General features: G+C 60.2%; 17 protein-coding genes. 11 read left to right on the top strand and 6 right to left on the bottom strand.

Annotation, left to right across the window (positions count from 1 at the left end; genetic code table 11):
* The first annotated feature begins 3 nt into the window (after positions 1–3).
* Both ACR0E6_RS00260 and ACR0E6_RS00255 read left to right on the top strand, forming a co-directional pair.
* A complete protein-coding gene (locus tag ACR0E6_RS00260) occupies positions 4–795 on the top strand; it encodes an enoyl-ACP reductase FabI (protein WP_170454462.1) in 792 nt (263 codons plus the stop codon).
* A gap of 59 nt (positions 796–854) precedes the next feature.
* On the top strand, positions 855–1,028 hold the full coding sequence (locus tag ACR0E6_RS00255) for a hypothetical protein (RefSeq protein WP_170454464.1): 174 nt from the start codon (positions 855–857) through the stop codon (positions 1,026–1,028).
* 8 nt (positions 1,029–1,036) lie between these two features.
* On the opposite strand, the gene ACR0E6_RS00250 is transcribed toward ACR0E6_RS00255, so the two are convergent.
* On the bottom strand, positions 1,037–1,465 hold the full coding sequence (locus tag ACR0E6_RS00250) for an FKBP-type peptidyl-prolyl cis-trans isomerase (protein WP_170520431.1): 429 nt from the start codon (positions 1,463–1,465) through the stop codon (positions 1,037–1,039).
* Between the two features lie 126 nt (positions 1,466–1,591).
* Here ACR0E6_RS00250 and ACR0E6_RS00245 point away from each other — a divergent pair, with 126 nt between their 5' ends.
* From ACR0E6_RS00245 to ACR0E6_RS00210, 8 genes are all read left to right on the top strand, one after another.
* On the top strand, positions 1,592–2,278 hold the full coding sequence (locus tag ACR0E6_RS00245; protein WP_170520429.1) for a haloacid dehalogenase type II: 687 nt from the start codon (positions 1,592–1,594) through the stop codon (positions 2,276–2,278).
* Positions 2,278–3,105, top strand: coding sequence for an alpha/beta fold hydrolase (locus tag ACR0E6_RS00240; RefSeq protein WP_480580046.1), 828 nt, complete (start codon positions 2,278–2,280; stop codon positions 3,103–3,105). The genes ACR0E6_RS00245 and ACR0E6_RS00240 overlap by 1 nt, the downstream gene beginning before the upstream one ends.
* The gene (locus ACR0E6_RS00235; RefSeq protein WP_480580043.1) at positions 3,102–4,076 is read left to right on the top strand and encodes a threonine ammonia-lyase; all 975 of its coding nucleotides are present in this window, start codon (positions 3,102–3,104) and stop codon (positions 4,074–4,076) included. Before ACR0E6_RS00240 ends, ACR0E6_RS00235 begins: the two co-directional genes overlap by 4 nt.
* A gap of 52 nt (positions 4,077–4,128) precedes the next feature.
* Positions 4,129–4,917, top strand: a complete 789-nt coding sequence (pcaD, locus tag ACR0E6_RS00230; protein ID WP_170623846.1) for a 3-oxoadipate enol-lactonase — start codon at positions 4,129–4,131, stop codon at positions 4,915–4,917.
* A gap of 12 nt (positions 4,918–4,929) precedes the next feature.
* The gene (locus ACR0E6_RS00225) at positions 4,930–5,658 is read left to right on the top strand and encodes an alpha/beta fold hydrolase (protein WP_480580040.1); all 729 of its coding nucleotides are present in this window, start codon (positions 4,930–4,932) and stop codon (positions 5,656–5,658) included.
* 75 nt (positions 5,659–5,733) lie between these two features.
* Positions 5,734–6,951, top strand: coding sequence for a TCR/Tet family MFS transporter (locus ACR0E6_RS00220; RefSeq protein WP_480582176.1), 1,218 nt, complete (start codon positions 5,734–5,736; stop codon positions 6,949–6,951).
* Between the two features lie 105 nt (positions 6,952–7,056).
* Positions 7,057–8,289 (top strand): mandelate racemase/muconate lactonizing enzyme family protein, encoded by a 1,233-nt coding sequence (locus tag ACR0E6_RS00215; RefSeq protein WP_480580037.1) that lies wholly within the window; start codon positions 7,057–7,059, stop codon positions 8,287–8,289.
* Positions 8,290–8,395: 106 nt separating this feature from the next.
* Positions 8,396–8,683 carry a metalloregulator ArsR/SmtB family transcription factor gene (locus ACR0E6_RS00210; RefSeq protein WP_170623909.1) on the top strand — a complete coding sequence of 96 codons (288 nt, stop codon included), beginning with the start codon at positions 8,396–8,398 and terminating at the stop codon, positions 8,681–8,683.
* A 3-nt stretch (positions 8,684–8,686) separates the two neighbouring features.
* Here the strand turns inward: ACR0E6_RS00210 and ACR0E6_RS00205 are convergent, their stop codons facing one another.
* Positions 8,687–11,683 carry an ABC transporter transmembrane domain-containing protein gene (locus ACR0E6_RS00205; protein WP_480582174.1) on the bottom strand — a complete coding sequence of 999 codons (2,997 nt, stop codon included), beginning with the start codon at positions 11,681–11,683 and terminating at the stop codon, positions 8,687–8,689.
* 244 nt (positions 11,684–11,927) lie between these two features.
* On the opposite strand from ACR0E6_RS00205, the gene ACR0E6_RS00200 reads away from it, so the two are divergent.
* Complete coding sequence (locus ACR0E6_RS00200; RefSeq protein ID WP_480582172.1) at positions 11,928–12,287, top strand: DUF3307 domain-containing protein; 360 nt, start codon at positions 11,928–11,930, stop codon at positions 12,285–12,287.
* A gap of 110 nt (positions 12,288–12,397) precedes the next feature.
* On the opposite strand, the gene ACR0E6_RS00195 is transcribed toward ACR0E6_RS00200, so the two are convergent.
* The 4 genes from ACR0E6_RS00195 to ACR0E6_RS00180 are packed head-to-tail and all read right to left on the bottom strand — an operon-like array spanning position 12,398 to position 18,329.
* Positions 12,398–13,702, bottom strand: coding sequence for an NAD(P)/FAD-dependent oxidoreductase (locus tag ACR0E6_RS00195; RefSeq protein ID WP_480580034.1), 1,305 nt, complete (start codon positions 13,700–13,702; stop codon positions 12,398–12,400).
* Positions 13,699–14,373, bottom strand: coding sequence for a TetR/AcrR family transcriptional regulator (locus ACR0E6_RS00190; protein ID WP_170454484.1), 675 nt, complete (start codon positions 14,371–14,373; stop codon positions 13,699–13,701). Before ACR0E6_RS00190 ends, ACR0E6_RS00195 begins: the two co-directional genes overlap by 4 nt.
* A complete protein-coding gene (locus ACR0E6_RS00185; RefSeq protein WP_480580030.1) occupies positions 14,374–15,924 on the bottom strand; it encodes a trimethylamine methyltransferase family protein in 1,551 nt (516 codons plus the stop codon). It abuts the gene before it with no gap.
* Positions 15,925–15,926: 2 nt separating this feature from the next.
* Positions 15,927–18,329 carry a GcvT family protein gene (locus ACR0E6_RS00180; RefSeq protein WP_480580027.1) on the bottom strand — a complete coding sequence of 801 codons (2,403 nt, stop codon included), beginning with the start codon at positions 18,327–18,329 and terminating at the stop codon, positions 15,927–15,929.
* Positions 18,330–18,429 lie beyond the last annotated feature (100 nt).

Genomic DNA, 18,429 nt, shown 5'->3' with positions numbered 1-18,429 from the left:
GTGATGTCGGAACTTCTAAAGGGTAAGCGCGGCCTGATCATGGGCGTCGCCAATGACCGCTCGATTGCGTGGGGCATCGCCAAGGCCATGCACGAAGCCGGTGCAGAGCTGGCATTCACCTATCAGGGCGAGGCATTCGGCAAGCGGTTGGCGCCGCTGGCCGAAAGTCTTGGCAGCGATTTCATGGTGGATGCGGATGTCACCGATGACGCCTCGCTGGATCGTGCCTTCGCAGAATTGGCCGCGCGTTGGCCCACGATTGATTTTCTGGTTCACGCAATTGCCTATTCCGACAAGTCGGAACTGGCGGGTCGGTTCCTGGACACGACACGGGCGAACTTCAAGCACTCGATGGACGTTTCGGCCTATTCCTTTGTCGAAGTCGCACGCCGCGCCTATCCAATGATGAAGGACAATGGCGGCTCGCTGCTGACACTGACTTATCAGGGGTCGAACCGCGTTGTTCCAAACTACAACGTCATGGGCGTCGCCAAGGCCGCGCTGGAGTCGGCAACGCGCTACCTGGCCAATGATCTGGGCCCCGAAGGCATCCGCGTGAACGCCATTTCACCCGGCCCGATGAAAACGCTGGCGGGCGCGGCCATCGGCGGCGCGCGCAAGACCTACAAATTCTGCGACCAGAACGCACCGATGCGTTCGAACGCCACGCTGGAGGCTGTTGGCGGGACAGCGGTTTACCTGACATCTGACGCCGGTGCCTGCACATCGGGCGAGATTATCCGCGTCGATGGCGGTTTTCACGTGCTCGGAATGCCACAGCCCGATTTCATGTGACCATATCTTTCCCTGCCGCCGCCAAGATTTAACCATCTTTCAGCGGCAGGGATTGCAGCATGAGCAAATTTGACCAGATCATCGCAAGCAATGCCCGGACGGCCCGACGCAAATCGGGCTTCCTGAGCCAACGCGCCCGCGTGCTGTTGCTGACCCTGACCACTCTGCTGGTGCTGTTCGTGTTCTTTACGCAGCCGCAGGTGCGCGGCGCGATCGAAGCCCTACTGGGATAGCCCCACGATCAGTTGACCGAGACGACCTCGATCTCGAAAATCAGGTCCTGCCCGGCCAATGGATGGTTGGCATCCAGCGTCACGGTCGCCTCATTCGCCTCGACCACCATAACCGGCAGCGCCTGACCGTCCGGGGTTTGCATCTGCAACTGCGTACCGGGTTCAAGCGGAATGTCATCCGGAATGCCTTCCCGAGGAATAACCTGCCGCATCGCCGGGTTGATCGGGCCATAAGCGTCAACGCAGGCAATCTCGACCCGCTTTTTGTCCCCGACCGCCAGCCCCGGCATGGCGCCGTCCAGACCGGGGATGATCTGACCCGAGCCCACGACAAACTCCAGCGGATCGCGCCCGTCCGAGCTGTCAAAGACGTTACCGTCCAGCAGCGTCCCGGTGTAGTGGATGCGAACCGTGTCGCCTTGTTTGATGTCGGTCATTGGGGCCTCCGGACCGTTTGGGAAATGAGCGGCCAACCCTAGGGTCTTACACAATGATGTAAACCCTTCGCCCTTTAACGCGCTGCCCTTGTGTGCCAACCTGCGCGCGAATGTGGAGGGGAGCAGATGGCAATCACAACCTGTATTTTCGATGCCTATGGCACGTTGTTCGACGTGGCCGCAGCCGCCCGTCAGGCCGCATCCGAGCCCGGCTTTGAGGCATTGCGCGACACCTGGCCCGAGGTTGCTGGGCATTGGCGTCTGAAACAGTTGCAATACACGTGGTTGCGGGCCGTCGCCGATGCCCATGCCGATTTCTGGGATGTGACGCAGGACGGTCTGGACTGGGCGCTGGAAGCCGCAGGGCTGCAAGGCGATGCCAAACTGCGGCAGCGCCTGCTGGACCTGTACTGGGAACTGCAAGCCTACCCCGAAGTTCCGGCCATGCTGAAGGCGCTCAAGGATGGCGGCCTGCAAACGGCGATCTTGTCCAACGGCTCGCCCCCGATGTTGGAAGGCGCGGTGAAATCGGCAGGGATCGAGGACGTTCTGGACGATGTGCTTTCGGTCGAAAGTGTTGGTGTCTTCAAGCCGCATGTCCGGGTCTACGATCTGGTTCAGGACAGGTTCGGCTGCGCCCGTGACGAGGTCTTGTTCGTCAGTTCGAACGGCTGGGACGCTGCCGGGGCAAGCGGATACGGCTTTGTCACCGCATGGGTCAATCGCGCCGGTGAACCGATGGACCGGTTGCCCTGGACACCCGCGCATGTGCTGTCCGACCTGACCTCGATCCCTGAACTGGCGGGGCTTTGATGCCTGACTTCACAACCTCCGACGGCATACGGCTTCATTTTGAGGATACAGGCTCTGGCCAACCGGTGCTGTGTCTGGCGGGTTTGACGCGAAACAGCCGCGATTTCTTGTTCGTGCAGCCGCACCTTGGCGACAAACGTCTGATCATGATGGACTACCGAGGGCGCGGGCAGTCCGATTACGATCCGGATTTCATGAACTACAACATCTTTCGCGATTCCCACGACGCGATCGAATTGCTGGATCATCTGGATGTGCCGAAAGCTGCGATTCTGGGCACGTCACGCGGTGGATTGATCGCCATGGCCCTTGCCGCCAGCCACCCTGAACGCTTGACGCATGTGATCCTGAACGATGTGGGCCCCGTGATCGAACCTGCGGGCATCGCCAAGATCATGGATTACGTCGGCAAGACCCCGGTTTCGAAAACCTATGACGAAGCCGCCAAGTCCCTGCAATCCGTGATGGAGCCGCAATTCCCGGGCGTTCCATACGAACGCTGGCGTGCGCAGGCCGAGATCCAGTACGCGGCAACCTCTGACGGCCTGAGCCTGCGCTACGATCCTGCCTTGCGCACGGCTTTGCTGGAACAGGCGGCTACCGGCGCGATCCCGGATATGTGGATGTTCTTCGACGCCCTGCGCGACATTCCAACAGGCGTGCTGAGGGGCGCAAATTCGGATGTTCTGGGTGCCGAGACGCTGACCGAGATGCACAACCGCCACCCCGGCTTGATTTTGGCCGAGGTTCCGAATCGCGGGCATGTCCCGTTTCTGGATGAACCCGAATCCTTAGACATCATTCGCAGGGTCCTGAGTGTGACATGAGTACGATTGAACTGATCGAAGCCGCCGCTGAACGGCTGCATGGACATGCTCGGGAAACCCCGATTCTGACCTCGCCCTTTCTGGACCAGATCGCAGGTCGACGTGTTCTGATAAAACCCGAGTGCCTGCAACACACCGGCAGCTTCAAATTTCGCGGCGCGTGGTCGGCCATCTCGGCGCTGGAACCGGATCAACGGCAGCGCGGGGTGATCGCTTATTCCTCGGGCAATCACGCGCAGGGCATTGCCATGGCGGCGTCGAAACATGGCGTGGCGTCGGTGATCGTCATGCCCTCGGACGCGCCGCAGTTGAAGATCGACAACACACGCGCTTTGGGCGGTGAAGTGGTGCTGTATGACCGCGCGAGCGATAGCCGTGAAGAGATTGGCGAGGCTTTGGCCTCGGATCGCGGGCTGACCCTGATCCGCCCCTATGACGAACCTCAGGTCATCGCCGGGCAAGGCACGGTGGGCCTTGAGATCGCACGTCAGGCCAAAGCGTTGGGCGTTACTCAGGCCGATGTGCTGGTATGTTGCGGCGGTGGCGGTCTGACCTCGGGCATCGCGCTGGCGCTGGAGAAACACGCCCCCGACCTGCGCCCCCGCCCGTGTGAGCCCGAGGGGTTCGATGACATAAAACGCTCTTTGGCAACGGGGCAGATCCAGAAGAACGCGGCGACCTCGGGCAATATTTGCGATGCGATTCTGACCCCGCAGCCGGGTGAAATCACCTTCCCGATTCTCAAACGCCTTTGCGGCCCCGGCCTGTCGATCACCGAGGACGAGGCGCTGCGTGCCATGGCCTTGGCCTTCCTACGCCTGAAAGTCGTGCTGGAACCAGGCGGGGCCGTGGCGCTGGCTTCGGCCCTGTTCCGGACAGACGAGATCGAAGGTGACGCCGTGATCGTGGTGGCATCCGGCGGAAACGCCGACCCGGAAGTATTTGCAAAGGCGTTGGAATTCCTGACCTGACAATCGCCACAGTTCTGTGCAAAACATCGACACGGACAGAAGGATCAAACGCATGACCTGCGCGGATTTTGGCGATGTAAAGCTGCATTACCGGATCGATGGCGCCCCGGATGGCGCCCCTATTGTCTTTGCCAATTCGCTGGGCACCGATCTGCATCTTTGGGACGCAATTCTGCCCCATCTGCCCGCCGGGCTGCGGATCATCCGGTATGACAAACGCGGGCATGGGCAATCCTCAGTCCCGCGTGGCCCTTATTCCATGGGTGCTCTGATTCGGGATGTCGAACGGTTGCTGGATCACCTTGAGGTGCGCGACTGTGTCTTTGTCGGTCTGTCCATCGGTGGTATGATTGCGCAAGGTCTGGCCGTCAAACGCATGGATCAGGTCCGCGCGCTGGTCTTGTCGAACACCGCAGCCAAGATCGGCAACCCGCCGATTTGGCAGGATCGGATACAGGCCGTGCAACAGGGCGGTATCGAAGCATTGGCCGATGCCACGATGGAGCGCTGGTTTTCCCGGGATTTCCGGGCAGCGCAGAAACATCTGCCGTGGCGAGATATGATGGTTGGGCAGCCGGTCGAAGGCTATCTTGGATGCTGCGCGGCCATTGCGGGCACGGATTTTTATACGCCCACCAGCGGCTTGCGGCTGCCCACCTTAGGCATCGCCGGCAGCGAGGACGGCTCGACCCCACCGGATTTGGTGCGCGAGACGGTCGAGTTGATCCCGGGCGCAGATTTTAAACTGATGCGCAGGGCGGGCCATCTGCCCTGCGTGGAAAAACCTGAAGACTACGCAGCTTTGCTGAACGAATTCTTGACCGGTATCGGGCATATTTGAAGGAGCCAATACATGGCTGATTTCCTTTTGGTCCACGGGTCCTGCCACGGCGCGTGGTGTTGGCGCGACCTGATTCCTGTGCTGGAATCCCTCGGCCACTCGGTCCGCGCCATCGACATGCCCAGCCATGGCGCTGATCCAACCCCCATTGCAGATGTCACGCTGGATGGGTGCAGGGATTCTATCCTGTCGGCGACAACCCCGGAAACGATCATCGTGGGTCATTCGTGGGGCGGGTATCCCATCAGTGCCGCGGCCGAGGCGCAGCCGGATGCCATGCGCGCGCTGATCTACCTCAGCGCCTATGTCCCGCAGGATGGTCTGTCGATGGTCGAGATGCGCCGCCGCGGACCCAGCCAGACGATTGCCGACGCGGTGGAAAAATCCGCCGACGGGCTGTCCTATACCGTCCGTCCGGACTGCGTGAGAGAGCTGTTCTACCACGACTGCGACCCGGACATCACGCCCTACGCCTTTGGACGCTTGTGTCCTCAGGCCATTCGTCCGCAAGATACACCCTTGCATCTTGGCGCGCGCTACCAAAAGGTCCCGCGCGCCTATATCGCCACCAGCGATGACCACACAGTACCGTTCGAGTATCAGTGCAAGATGAGCGAGGGCATCCCGTCCGCGTTCCGACGCACCATCCACTCGGGGCATTCGGCCTTCTTTTCGCACCCGGATCAACTGGCCAACATCCTGTCTGATCTGAAACAGCAATTGTCGCATCACCAAACATAGATGACCTCGGGCAACTCTTTCCTAACGTAGTAACCCCGCCTAGGGTGCGAGGGTTGAAACGACGTGACGGTTCTGATGCGCCTGCCTTTTGTCTTTGTTCTTTCCATCGTCATGATCGACGCAATGGGCATCGGGTTGGTCATGCCGATCATGCCCCAACTGATTGTCGAGGTTCAGGGCGGTACGCTGGCCAATGCGGCGGTGTGGGGTGGCATCCTCAGCACCGCTTTCGCCGCGATGCAGTTCGTGTTCGGGCCGATTCTGGGTAACTTGTCCGATGCTTACGGACGCCGATCCGTTCTGCTGGTATCCCTGTTTGTCATGGCGTTGGACTATGTGGTCATGGCGCTGGCGGGCAGTATCTGGCTGCTTCTGGCGGGTCGTATCGTCGGCGGCATCACGGCGGCCACGCATTCAACGGCGGCCGCCTTCATGGCCGACGTCTCGAAACCGCAGGACAAGGCGGCGAATTTCGGGCTGTTGGGGGCGGCTTTTGGCGTCGGTTTTGTGTTGGGCCCTGTCGTGGGCGGATTGCTGAGCGAATACGGCACCCGCGCGCCTTTTTGGGCGGCTGCGGGCCTGTCTGCACTGACCTTTGCCATTGGCATGTTCGTGATGCCGGAAACGGTGACGGACAAGACCCGCCGGGCCTTCAGTCTGAGGCGCGCGAACCCGATCAATTCGTTGAAGGCTATTGCCGCCCTGCCCGGCATTCGCCCCTTGCTGTGGGTCTATTTCCTCTACTCGGTGTCGATCTATGTCTATCCGGCCATCTGGGCCTATTTCACGACCGAGCGGTTCGGATGGTCCCCGCAGATGATCGGCGTGTCATTGGGCGTGTACGGCCTTGCTATGGCAGCCGTTCAGGGCGGGTTGATCCGCCCTGCCACCCGCTATCTGGGTGAACGGGTGACAATCATATACGGGATGGTTTTCGAAATCGTCAGCTTTGGTATTCTGGGTTTTCTGACCAACGGCCTGATCGCCCTGATGCTGATCCCGATCACCGCCATCGGCGCCGTCATTACTCCTGCACTGCAGGCAATGATGTCGCGCGCCACACCGGATTCGCAACAGGGGGAATTGCAGGGCGTCCTGACATCGCTGCATGCCTTGTCGATGGTCATCTCACCCCTGCTGATGACCAGCATCTTCGCGCAGTTCATCAGACCGGACACAATTGTCTACCTGCCCGGCGCGCCGTTCCTATTGGCGCTGGTTCTGATGCTGGCAGGGTGTGTGCTGTTTTTGCGTGCCCGCCCAATCCAGGGCGTAACAGCGACATCAAACTGACGATTTCCGCCTTGCGGCCTGCATCTTCCCGCGCCACCGTGGCTGAAACAGTCCGGCGCATCGCACGCGTCGACACGTCAAACCCACAGGGCCGGAGGGCACGGGATGAAACTGCAGGACCTCGATATCATCATCACAGCGCCACCCGCACCGGGCTGGGGCGGGCGTTATTGGATACTGGTCAAAGTGACCACCGACACAGGCATTACCGGTTGGGGCGAATGCTATGCCTCATCCATCGGTCCCGAGGCCATGCGCCACGTGATCTGCGATGTGTTCGAACGGCACATGCTGGGCGAAAACCCCGAGAATATCGAGTTGATGTTCCGCCGCGCCTATTCCAGCGGTTTCACCCAACGCCCGGACCTGACCGTCATGGGCGCGTTCTCGGGGCTCGAAATCGCCTGCTGGGACATTCTGGGCAAGGATCGGGACCGGCCTGTCTATGCCTTGCTGGGCGGGCTGATGAACGAACGCATCCGCTCTTACACCTACTTGTATCCCCTGCCCCAGCATAACCTGAATGATTTCTGGACCGCTCCGGATCAGGCCGGGGAATGCGCCGCTGAAATGGTCCGGCGCGGCTATACCGCGGTCAAGTTCGACCCGGCTGGCCCTTATACGATCCGGGGTGGGCATATGCCCGCGATGTCCGACATCTCGATGTCCGTGGCGTTCTGCAAAGCGATCCGTGAAGCGGTTGGAGACAAAGCCGACCTGTTGTTCGGCACCCATGGTCAGTTCAACACGGCGGGCGCAATCCGGTTGGGGCAGGCGTTGGAACCCTGTTCGCCGCTGTGGTTCGAAGAACCCACCCCGCCGGACAATATCGAGGATATGGCCCGCGTCGCCCGCAACGTGCGCATCCCGGTCGCAACCGGCGAGCGCATGACCACCAAGGCCGAATTCGGTGCAGTTTTGCGCGCCGGTGCCGCCGAGATTCTGCAACCCGCCCTGGGCCGCGCTGGCGGGATATGGGAGATGAAGAAGGTCGCCGCCATGGCCGAGGTCTTCAACGCGCAGATGGCCCCGCATCTTTATGCCGGTCCGGTGGAGTGGGCCGCGAATACGCATCTGGCCGCATCAATTCCGAATCTTCTGTTGCTGGAAACCATCGAAACACCGTTCCATGATCAGTTGATCAATGGCGCAATCCGGGTCGAAGACGGCTTTGTCACGCCACCAAGCGCGCCCGGTCTGGGGATCGAAGTCAACGAAGATCTGGCCCGCGCGCACCCGTACACCGGGGACGGGTTGCACCTGCAAATGCAGGAAGACCCCTGCGATTATGCCAACGGCAACGCCTTTCAGGGCGGAGCCCCCGCCACCGAGGGGTGACAAGCCCGTATGGGTTGGGGCATATTGCGCCAACCCCAATCGGACAAGTGGCCTACCCGTGACCCTGAATGAACTAACCGACGAAACCCCTGATACGTCGGCAAATATGAAAGAAAACGCGGCAAGCGCCGCGGCCTATCTCAAGACACTGGCCCATGAAGGGCGTCTAATGATCCTGTGCCATTTGGGCGACGGGGAAAAATCGGTTGGGCAGTTGGAAGACCTGCTGCAAATCCGGCAGGCGGCCGTCAGCCAGATGCTGGCGCGGCTGCGCGAGGAAAATCTGGTGTCCACCCGCCGCGATGGCAAGACCATCTATTATTCGCTGGCAGATGGGAACACACGGCAGGTGATCGGGTTGCTGTACGAACTCTTCTGCAAGCCCGACGGTTAGCGGTCAGTTCGATACGTAACCGGCAATCACCTGCATCAGCTTGAAGGCGGTCGCAGCGTCGTTTTCGACCACAGCCAGGAATTCCTCCTCACCAATGCGCAGGCAGGACATCTTGGTCTCGGCCACCATGCTCAGCGCGCGGGGTTCCTTGCGGATCAGGCCCAACTCGCCCACCAGCTCACCCGGTCCCACCTTGGTAATCAGTTGATCGGGGCCGTCCGGTTGCGGAAGGAACAGGCCCGCCTCACCTTCCAGAACCACATAGGCCCCATCGGTCGGCTGATCGTCCTTCAGGAACACGACCTGCCCCGGGATCGCCTCGAACCAACGCGCACCAAAGGCCAGCAGACGCAATTGTCTGCGATCCAGGCCGGAAAACAGAGGTGTTTGTTCCAGGGCGCGCAGCTTGCGCGCAAGGTCAGCCGAGGCGGCGCTGTCTTCTTCCACGTCCGCAGGTCCTTCGTCCGTGACCACACGACCTTGCCGGATTTCGACATACATGTCGAATACGTCCGGATTCTCGAACTGATCGTTCAAATAGACGACCGTGGTGTCCGGCATCAGTTCGCGCAGGTTTTTGTAGACCGCTACCTGCGTCTGCATGTCATAGCTGGCCAGCGCGTTTTCCAGAATCAGGATGTCGGGTTTCTTGATCGTCGCGCGGGTGAAGGCCAGCGGCTCGGCAAACACGGCGGGCAGGTTCTGACCGCCCAGCGCAACCGGAACGTCATAGATCAACTCGACAACCAAAAGCCGCGCGCCGTTTTCGGCCAGCACATCGACGATCAGCTTGCGGGCCTCATCGGATCGCGCGCCACCGATCTGGCTGACTTTGCCGAACAGCGCGTTCTCCATCACCGTCAGACCGGGGGCGAACTGATCCGGGTCCAGTGAAACGAATACATCTTGCAACCGCGCTAAAAGCTTGTCGGAATGGCTGTGCCGCAGTTCGAGAATGCGGTTCTTCAGCTCATCCGTGAAGGCCGGGCCGATTTGTTCCGCGGAAATCACCAATGGCACGGCCAGCAGGTTGGCCAATTGCTCGTCGTCCAGACCCGAGGCACCCTCTTTCCGTGTCCGCTCAACCAGTTCGACAGCAGTCTCGTAGGTTGCGGCCTCAAGCCCCAGTTTGCGGAACAGCGGGTGATCGGTGCCATCAAGACCAAAGATCTGCCGCAACATATCGATCACGTCGCGCGTCAAGGCGATCAGCGTCTCATCCAGACCCAACTCTCGCAACTGGCCCAGGAAGACGGTCTGTTTGGCCAGCAAATCCTGCGTCACCGGAACGCGTGGGGTGGCGAACAACAGGTTTTCGGCCACCGGCAACGCGGGGTTATAGCTTTGGCGATCAAAGATCAGCGCCTGCTGCGTCAGGCCCGCTTTTTGAACAGCCTCCTGAACCTTTGGGCGAAGATCGATCAATTTGCGTGCAAGCTCCGGATGGGTGTCCGGATCAAAGACCTGCTCGGCCCCGCGTTGGAACAAGGCGGCACCCGATCCCATTCCATCGATCAGCTTCAACCACCAGTCCCGCAACTCGCTGGCGTCCTGCAAACCGGCAAGGGACGGGTCCAGCCATTCGGTCTGGAACGGATCGTCGCTGTTGCCCGCCCGCAAGGTTTCGGCAAAATCCGGATCATCCGTCTGATCGGACAAGGGCTTGAACCGCATCGGCATCATGACATTGTCACCCAGCGTGCCCTGAAACATGACTGGCCGGGACGAGGCATAGCCGATCCGCGCCGCCACCACACCCTGATGAAGCTCGGACAGATTATGTTCACCGATTGCCACCTTGCCCGCGCTTGGCAGAATCTCGCGCGTCAGCAATTCGCTTACGGCGCGCCGATCTTCTTCGCTTGGGGCCGCGATGCCGATGATCTTGCCGCCCGGGAACGTCAGGTTCAGATCGTCCAGCACCTGATTGCCGTCCATATCGCGGACCGAGACGTGATCCAGAACGATGTCGCCGTTCAGATGCGGGCGTGCCTGTGGCTCACCCTCGAATAGTCTCTCGTCCTGCATTCCCGAAGGCGCGAAGCGTTCGATCACAACGTCCCAGCGCAGCGACATATCCTGCGTCTGGTTGTAATAGGTCAGCAGTTCCTTCCACGGCGAGCTCAGGTCCTTATACGCTGCCAAAGCCGCCACAAGTGCCCCCAGCGAGACCGAACCCTGCAGCACCAGCAAGCCGCCAACCAGATAGAACATGAACGGGGTCAGTTGCGAGATGAAGTTGTTTATAAACTTCATAAAGAACTTCTTCTGATAGATCTCGAACCGGATCCCGAACAACCGCCCCAACTGATCCGAGATCATTGCGCGACGATAGCGCCAGCCACCATTGGCGCGCAGGGTCGAGGCACCGGCGGCGTTCTCGCCGATCTGGGCGGCCAGCACGCGCACCTCTTGTATGCGTTTCTTGTTCAACAGGTTGATCTGGCGCTGCAATTTCGGAATCAACCAGGCCTGCAAGGGGATCAGAGCCACCGCCGCCAGACCGAACCAGACGCTTTGCAGGAACAGGAAGGACAGGATTGTAATCATTTGCCCGGCCTGCAGAACCGGCTGGCTGATCGCATCCCCCATCAGCCCGCCCATCGGCTCGCTTTCGGCGGTGATCATCGACACCATCTCGCCCTGACTGACCCGCTCGAAATAGGGCTGCGGGAAACGCAGGGCACGGCTGATCAACTGATAGCGAAAGCGCCGCAGCATCCGTTCGCTCAGCACCCCTTTCATGGTGTTGATGCGCATTTTCATCAGGCCATGGGCCAGAACTGCCGCAAGAAAGGCAAAACACAGGATGATCAGGAAATTGGTCTGCGGCAGGCTGTATCCCCAGACATCCACAATATCGCTGCTGGCACCGATCGCATCGTTGATGATGCGTTTGGGCAACTCCAACGTCAGGTACAGCAAGGGAAACAGCGTCGAGGTCACGGCCAGCAGGATCAGCTGGTCGCGTTTGGAATACTTCCAGATAAAACGAAAGATCGTGCGCTCTATGGAACCTGCCCCTGCTTGTACTCAAAACTCATGGTTGGCGATATGCCGGAAAACTGAACAGTATAAATCTACACAATCCCAGCAAAATTTCGCAAACACGTTTTCGAGCCTCAGATTTCTTTGCCAAATGTGAACTACTTCATTTACCAATTGACGCATTCACGCCTAGTATCCGCTGAAGGACGATTTCGGGAGGGAACTTTTGACTGCCAGTTTTGGCGCAGTGTTTGTCATGCTCTGCTTGTTGCAGATCAAACATATGTTCGCTGACTATTACTTACAAACACCGAAAATGTTGTCCGGTCGGGGTGAATATCTTCACATGGGCCGTGCGCAGCATGCCGCTGTGCATGTTGTTGGCTCGATCATTGTCTTTCTGATTTTTGGCACGCCGTTGGCCTTTATCCTGATCATCGGCGCGCTTGAGTGGTTCATTCACTTCAATATCGACTACGCCAAAGCCAGCTATTCCGACAAAAAACGGCTGGAGCCCAACCAGCCCGCATTCTGGCGCGCGGCAGGTCTGGACCAGTTGATGCACAATCTGACCTACATCGCCATGGCCTGGGCCTGGGTTACTTTCGCAAACTGACGGGGACCGCGTCGTGTTTCCGTCGCGCGGCAATGACCAGCATATTGACCAAGGTGTGACCCGCTAGAATTTGGGCCTCCAGTCATTCAGAACGTTTGGTCGCCTTTCGACTACCCCAAAACCGAAAAACTGCTTTCCTCGTTGATCGGGCGTTTGCGCGAATAAAAGCCGACATCGATCATGCGTTTGATGTAGGGCAGTTCAAACTGAAGCGGTTCGGCGTCGTGATCCGCTCCGCCCTCGCAATAATTGATCAGGGCAGTCATCAACTTCCCGGCGATCGGAGCGTTCTTGTACTGGTTCCCGCTGGTGCCGCAGGCCATGTAAAACCCCGGCAGACTGGATTTGTCATAGATCGGAATCCAGTCGGTCGAGGCGTCATACAAGTCAACCACCCCGCGGGTCTTGGACGGAATGCCAAGGCTGGGCACACGCTGAGCGTAGCGCATGGCCTGCGTGGTCCACTGGTCGGTGAAATCGCGGTTGTAGTGGATGTCATCCTCGCACCACTGATGCGGGTCGCATTCCGGGTCTTCTGAGCCCACAAGGATGTGATTGCCATGCTCGGGGCGGCAATAACAAGCGATGTCGCTGTCCGAGACGATGGTGCCGTCGTTTTCGAAATCAAACCCCTCGGGGGCGGGCACATGCACCACCTCTTGCCGCAGGGGGCGGGTTTCGATGGTCATATCGTCCAGCACATTCGCCAGTTTGTTGATGATGGCCGATCCCGGCCCCGCCACGTTCACCACCACTTTGGCGTGGATTTCCTCGCCCGAGGCCAGCTTGACCCCGGCCACACGACCGCCGTCGGTCAGGATCTCGACCACCTCGGCCCCGGTGCGAACCTCGGCCCCGTGTTGTTTGGCCGCGTCCATCAGGTTCTGCGCCGACAGCGCCGGGTCGGTCACGTACCCCGCTTGTGGCCAGTAAACACCGCCCTGCATCTTGCGGCCATTGGGTTGGCCGAACTCCGGATCATCCATGCGGCGCGCGGGCGCGAAACTATCCAGCGAATAGACCGGCAAGCGTTCAACAACCTTGTCGGGCGACCATTCCTCGAACGGGCAATCCAGATCGGCGCTGTTCTTCATGTGCTTTTCCAGCATGCCATTGGCATCGGTTTTCATCACCAGACAGCCCGTTTCACGGAACTGCGCCAGATTGGCATCCGATGGCAGGCCCAGATATTCGGCCCAATCGCGCCAGTAGTGATAACCCTCCCACGCAAAGGCCGTGCCATCGAAGGTCGAATAATGCATCCGAATGATTGCACAAGACCCTGCGGTCGAGCCGTGCCCGACCTGCGCATTGCGATCCAGCGACAGAGTCTTCCATCCAGCCTTGGCCATCTCAAACGCGATGGCGGCGCCGATCACTCCGGTCCCTATGATGATTGCATCCGGTTGGCTCATTCTGTGTCTCCTTCCCAATAGCGCTTGGAATAGGCGCTGAATTCTTCCACTTCTTCGGGGCGCGGCTCGACACCCGTGAATACGTACAGGTAATGCGAAACCATCGACAGCCGCGTCTCCATCGGCTCGTTCAGCTGCGCCAGATCGTATCCGATCTGCATGTAATACAGCACGCGGGCGCGGGTCTCGGATTCGATCTCGGAATAGCCAAAACGCGCGAACATGGCGTGAAGCGCCTGCAATCGTCGGGCATCCGATTGATCCAATGCCCGGCGCACCTTGCCGGATTTGCGCGCCCAGTCGCGCACCGCAAAGTCCAGCGCCGTATCGAACAGGTCGGTGTTCACCACACATCGATGCACGTTACAGACCGCTGCCGTGATCGTCCTGGCCGGTGCCTCTGCCTGCGCGACCAACGCAGCCGTATTGGTGGCCTGCCAGCGCGACAGCAGCGCGTCCAGAAGCTCCTGCCGGGATTTGAAATACCAATAGAAGGACGAGCGCGAGACTGCCATGCGCTCGGCCAGGTTCAGGACCTTGATCTGGTCCACACCGTCCGAGATCAGCACGTCCATGGCCACATTCAGCCAGTCGTCGCGCGTGACCTTGATGTTGCCGACCAAGGGTTCAGCCAGTGGATCATCCCGATGCAGAATTGGTTTGGTGTTCATTCAACTCTCCGGCGGTGCGCCGCCCTCGGCGGTCCGGCGCGCGATGAAATCATGTAAGGCACCCAGCCGGTCGCTGTCGCCAGCAGGGGCCTTGAAATCGTTCAGGATTGCCTTCCAGACACCGGTCGCGCGATGGTTGGCATCAGCGGCCCCCCGCTCGGTCCAGGTGCCGAAATTGGCGTAGTCGTGGACGTGGGGCTGGTAGAACTCGGTGTTGTAGCGCTCCATCGTTTGGCTGGAGGCGAAGAAGTGGCCGCTGGGTTCGACCTCGGCCAGCGCCGTGTCAAAGCCGATCTCGGCGGTCCCGGCCTGCGCACCGGCGCAAAGCTCCGCGACCATGTTCAGCACCTCGGCGTCGCAGATCATCTTCTCAAAAGATACCGTCAGACCGCCCTCAAGCCAGCCTGCCGAATGGATGATCACCGTGGCCCCGGCCATCAGACAACCCCAGAGGCCAAACTGATTTTCATTGGCGGCCTGCACATCGTTGATATTCGATGCCGACCCCGCCGCCGACCGCCATGGCAGACCCAGATGCCGCGCCAGTTGCCCTGCCGCAAGCGAGGCTTGGAAGTGCGAAGGCGTGCCAAAGGCGGGCGCACCCGATTTCATGTCCACATTGCTGGTGAAGGTGCCGTAACAAACCGGCGCGCCGGGACCCGCCAGTTGGGTCAGGGTCAGCGCCGCCAGTGCCTCGGCATGGGACAGCGTGATTGCGCCTGCCACGGTGATCGGGGCCATTGCGCCCATCAGTGTGAACGGGGTGATGATCGACATCTGCCCATGCCGCGCAAAGTCGATCAGGCCTTGCGCCATTGGAATATCCAGCGTGCGGGGACTGTTGGTGTTGATAATCGTGTAGCAGTGCGGGTTGGCGCGGAACTCCTCATCCGTCAGACCGCGTGCCATGGCGAGCATCTGGAAATTGTCCATCACCTGCGGCGTGCCGCGCGAATAGAAAAAGGGGAACTTGTCCGTCAGTTCCATCTGCGCCTGCGTGGTGAAATAGTGCCGCAGATGGGTCGGCACGTCCTGCGGCTCGACCTGGGGCGAGATCATCTGGAAAACATCGAAATGATGGGTGAGTTTCAGGAACTCCAGATAGTCTTGCCCGGTCGCGGGGCGTCGCCCGCGTTCCAGATCGGTGGCGTTGGGTGCGCCAGCACCGGGCTGAAACACCAGCGAACCCAGATCCAAAGTAAAATCCCTGCGCCGTGCCCCGGCGCGGCACGCGATCGATTTGGGGGCCGAGGCCACAGCTGCCTCGACCATATCGCGCCCGATAAAGACCATTTCGCTGTCGTCATCCACCTTTGCGCCACCTGCCGCAAACAGGCGTCGGGCCTCGGGCAACAGGACTTTGACCCCCAGTTCCTGAAGGGTGCGCAAGGCCGTTTCGTGCATATCGGCGATCTGATCGGCGGGGAACACCTCCATTTGCGGGAACGGGTTCCGCAATTGGCGGTAATTTACGTCGCGGCTGGGTGCGGGCGCGGCCTCGGCCCCGCGTCCGCGCCGTCGCCTGCCACGCTCAGGGGTTTGCGAGATCATCCTCAGCCCCTCATCGCCTTGCCCTGCGGATCATATGGCGATGGGGCGATCACCCATGCGGGTCGTTCGACCCCCACCACATGCACGGTCAGTTCCGTACCCGGCGCGGCCTTGTCGCGGTTGACCAAAGCCATGGCCAGCGACTTGCCCGTGTAATGGCCATAACCGCCCGAGGTGACGAAACCAACGCGGTCCTCGCCCGACCAGATGGGTTCATAGCCGCTGGCATCGGCATCCAGCGCGTCCACCTCAAGCGTTACCTGCACCTGCGCCGGGCCGTTGCCACCGCGCTCGGCCAAGGCAGCGTCTTTGCCGACAAAGTTCTTATCCCAGTCGATCCAGCGATCCATACCGGTCATGCCGGGGGTATAGGCCTGGGTGAACTCGGCGGACCAAATGCCAAAGCTTTTCTCAAGCCGAGTCGACAGCATTGCGTTGAAACCGCACTCGCGAATGCCATCCTCGGCCCCGGCCTCCAATAGCATGCGCCGCAGTTTGATGTGATCGCCATAGCGGCAGTTGATCTCGTACCCCTTCTCGCCCGTCACCGACATGCGGGCCACGCGGGCGCGGACCAAACCAATGTCGAAATCTCCGCAGCCCATAAATTTCAGGCCCGAGATATCCTGTTCGGCCAGTTTCTCGACCACTGCGTGCGATTTCGGGCCAACCACGGCGAACCCGCAGTATTCTTCGCCCAGATCGCGGACCTCGACCCCGTCGATCATGTGATCGTCGAACCAGCGCATGTGCCAGGCGCGCAGATAGTAGCTGCCCATGATCCACCAGGTGCCATCACCCCAGTTCAGGACGGTCAGATCACCTTTGAGGCGCCCGTTCTCGCCCAGCATCGGGGCCAGCTTGGCCCGACCCGGCGCGGGCAGTTTCGAGGCCATGATCTTGTCCAGCCAGATCTCGGCATTCGGCCCTGTGACCTCGAACCGGGAAAAGCCTGAAATATCCAGCAGCCCAACGCCGTCGCGGATCACCCTGCATTCCTCGGCCACGATGTCATGCGCGTTCGAGCGTTTCAGCGTCGGCGTCTCTTCGAACCCTTTCGGCGCAAAATACAGCGGCACCTCAAGGTCCCAGCTGACGCCCCATTTGCAGCCCGCCTCGGTCATCGCATCATGGGCCGGGGTCATTTTCAACGGACGGCCTGCGGGAAGCTGTTCATTCGGATAGGTCATCACAAAGCGACGGGAATAGAACTGGCCTGTCGTCTCGCGGATGTAGCGCTTGTTCTGCGCAAAGTCTCCGTAACGGGCCACGTCCATCGGCCATGCGTCGGCTTCGGGCTCACCATGGATCATCCACTCGGCCAGCGTCTTGCCAACGCCGCCACCCTGAAGGAACCCGGCCATCACCGCGCAGGCCGACCAATAGCCCCGCTTGCCCGGCACCGGCCCGACAAGAGGGTTGCCATCGGGCGAGAAGGTAAACGCGCCGTTTACCCATGTCTTGATGCCCACGTTCTGGATCGAAGGATAGCGCTCAAAACCCAGCGTCAACTCGTTCTCGATCCGGTCGAGTTGTTCCTGAAACAGCTCTTCGCCATAATTCCACGGCGCGCCGTCCATTGCCCAGTGTTCGTGATCGACCTCATAGATACCGACCAGAACGCCCTTCTGGTCCTGCCGCATATAGGTGAACCCTTCGAGGTCCACGGTCATCGGCATCTCGAAATCGGCCTGCGCGACCTCGGGCACCGTGTCGGTGATCAGATAGTGGTGTTTGAGCGGCGAAACCGGCAGTTCCACGCCCGCCATGCGGCCCACCTGCTTGGCCCAGAGACCGGCGGCGTTGACCACGTGTTCGCAGGTAATCGTGCCCTTGTCGGTCACCACTTCCCAGCCATCGGCCGTCTGCGTCAGGCGTTCGACCTTGGTTTCTTCGTAGTATTCGGCCCCGCGTTTCTTGGCAGCCGTCGCATAAGCCTGAACGGTGCCGGTGGTGTCGATATACCCCTCGCGATCCGCCCACATCGCGCCCAGAACGCCTTCGGTGGACATGATCGGGCAGCGTTTCTGTGCCTCTTGCGGGGTCAGCAACTCGCAGTCATCGATCCCGATAGACTGGAAGATACGGTAATTGGCCTGCAACCACTCCCACCGTTCGGGCGTGCCAGCCAGCGTCAGGCCGCCGGTCATGTGCAACCCGATATTCTGGCCCGATTCCTTTTCAATCTCGCTGAGCAGGTCGATGGTATAGGCCTGTAGCGAGGCCATATTCGGATCCGCGTTCAGCGCATGGATGCCACCCGCCGCGTGCCAGGACGAGCCCGAGGCGAGCCGCCGCCGTTCCAGCATCACAACATCCGACCAGCCGAATTTGGCCAGATGATACAGAACCGAGGCGCCAACAACGCCGCCCCCGATGACCACGACACGGTATTGGGATTTCATCCCGACCTCCCCTAATCAGAACCTGGAAAGACGCTAGTGGCACTGTTCACTTCTGTCTAGACATTTCTGTACAGTAATCGACCCAATCAGACACCCGCCT

Source organism: Ruegeria sp. AP12 (genome assembly GCF_056540025.1).
Note: the sequence above shows the minus strand (reverse complement) of the source record. Positions and strands in the feature narration are given on the sequence as shown.

Excerpts from the sequence above, each read along its gene's own strand:
- ACR0E6_RS00195 (WP_480580034.1), bottom strand. The coding sequence starts at position 13,702 with ATGAGCCAACCGGATGCAATCATCATAGGGACCGGAGTGATCGGCGCC.
- ACR0E6_RS00210 (WP_170623909.1), top strand. The coding sequence starts at position 8,396 with ATGAAAGAAAACGCGGCAAGCGCCGCGGCCTATCTCAAGACACTGGCC.
- ACR0E6_RS00220 (WP_480582176.1), top strand. The coding sequence starts at position 5,734 with ATGCGCCTGCCTTTTGTCTTTGTTCTTTCCATCGTCATGATCGACGCA.
- ACR0E6_RS00245 (WP_170520429.1), top strand. The coding sequence starts at position 1,592 with ATGGCAATCACAACCTGTATTTTCGATGCCTATGGCACGTTGTTCGAC.
- ACR0E6_RS00260 (WP_170454462.1), top strand. The coding sequence starts at position 4 with ATGTCGGAACTTCTAAAGGGTAAGCGCGGCCTGATCATGGGCGTCGCC.
- ACR0E6_RS00215 (WP_480580037.1), top strand. The coding sequence starts at position 7,057 with ATGAAACTGCAGGACCTCGATATCATCATCACAGCGCCACCCGCACCG.
- ACR0E6_RS00250 (WP_170520431.1), bottom strand. The coding sequence starts at position 1,465 with ATGACCGACATCAAACAAGGCGACACGGTTCGCATCCACTACACCGGG.
- ACR0E6_RS00235 (WP_480580043.1), top strand. The coding sequence starts at position 3,102 with ATGAGTACGATTGAACTGATCGAAGCCGCCGCTGAACGGCTGCATGGA.
- ACR0E6_RS00255 (WP_170454464.1), top strand. The coding sequence starts at position 855 with ATGAGCAAATTTGACCAGATCATCGCAAGCAATGCCCGGACGGCCCGA.
- ACR0E6_RS00200 (WP_480582172.1), top strand. The coding sequence starts at position 11,928 with ATGCTCTGCTTGTTGCAGATCAAACATATGTTCGCTGACTATTACTTA.
- ACR0E6_RS00185 (WP_480580030.1), bottom strand. The coding sequence starts at position 15,924 with ATGATCTCGCAAACCCCTGAGCGTGGCAGGCGACGGCGCGGACGCGGG.
- ACR0E6_RS00180 (WP_480580027.1), bottom strand. The coding sequence starts at position 18,329 with ATGAAATCCCAATACCGTGTCGTGGTCATCGGGGGCGGCGTTGTTGGC.
- pcaD (WP_170623846.1), top strand. The coding sequence starts at position 4,129 with ATGACCTGCGCGGATTTTGGCGATGTAAAGCTGCATTACCGGATCGAT.
- ACR0E6_RS00190 (WP_170454484.1), bottom strand. The coding sequence starts at position 14,373 with ATGAACACCAAACCAATTCTGCATCGGGATGATCCACTGGCTGAACCC.
- ACR0E6_RS00225 (WP_480580040.1), top strand. The coding sequence starts at position 4,930 with ATGGCTGATTTCCTTTTGGTCCACGGGTCCTGCCACGGCGCGTGGTGT.
- ACR0E6_RS00240 (WP_480580046.1), top strand. The coding sequence starts at position 2,278 with ATGCCTGACTTCACAACCTCCGACGGCATACGGCTTCATTTTGAGGAT.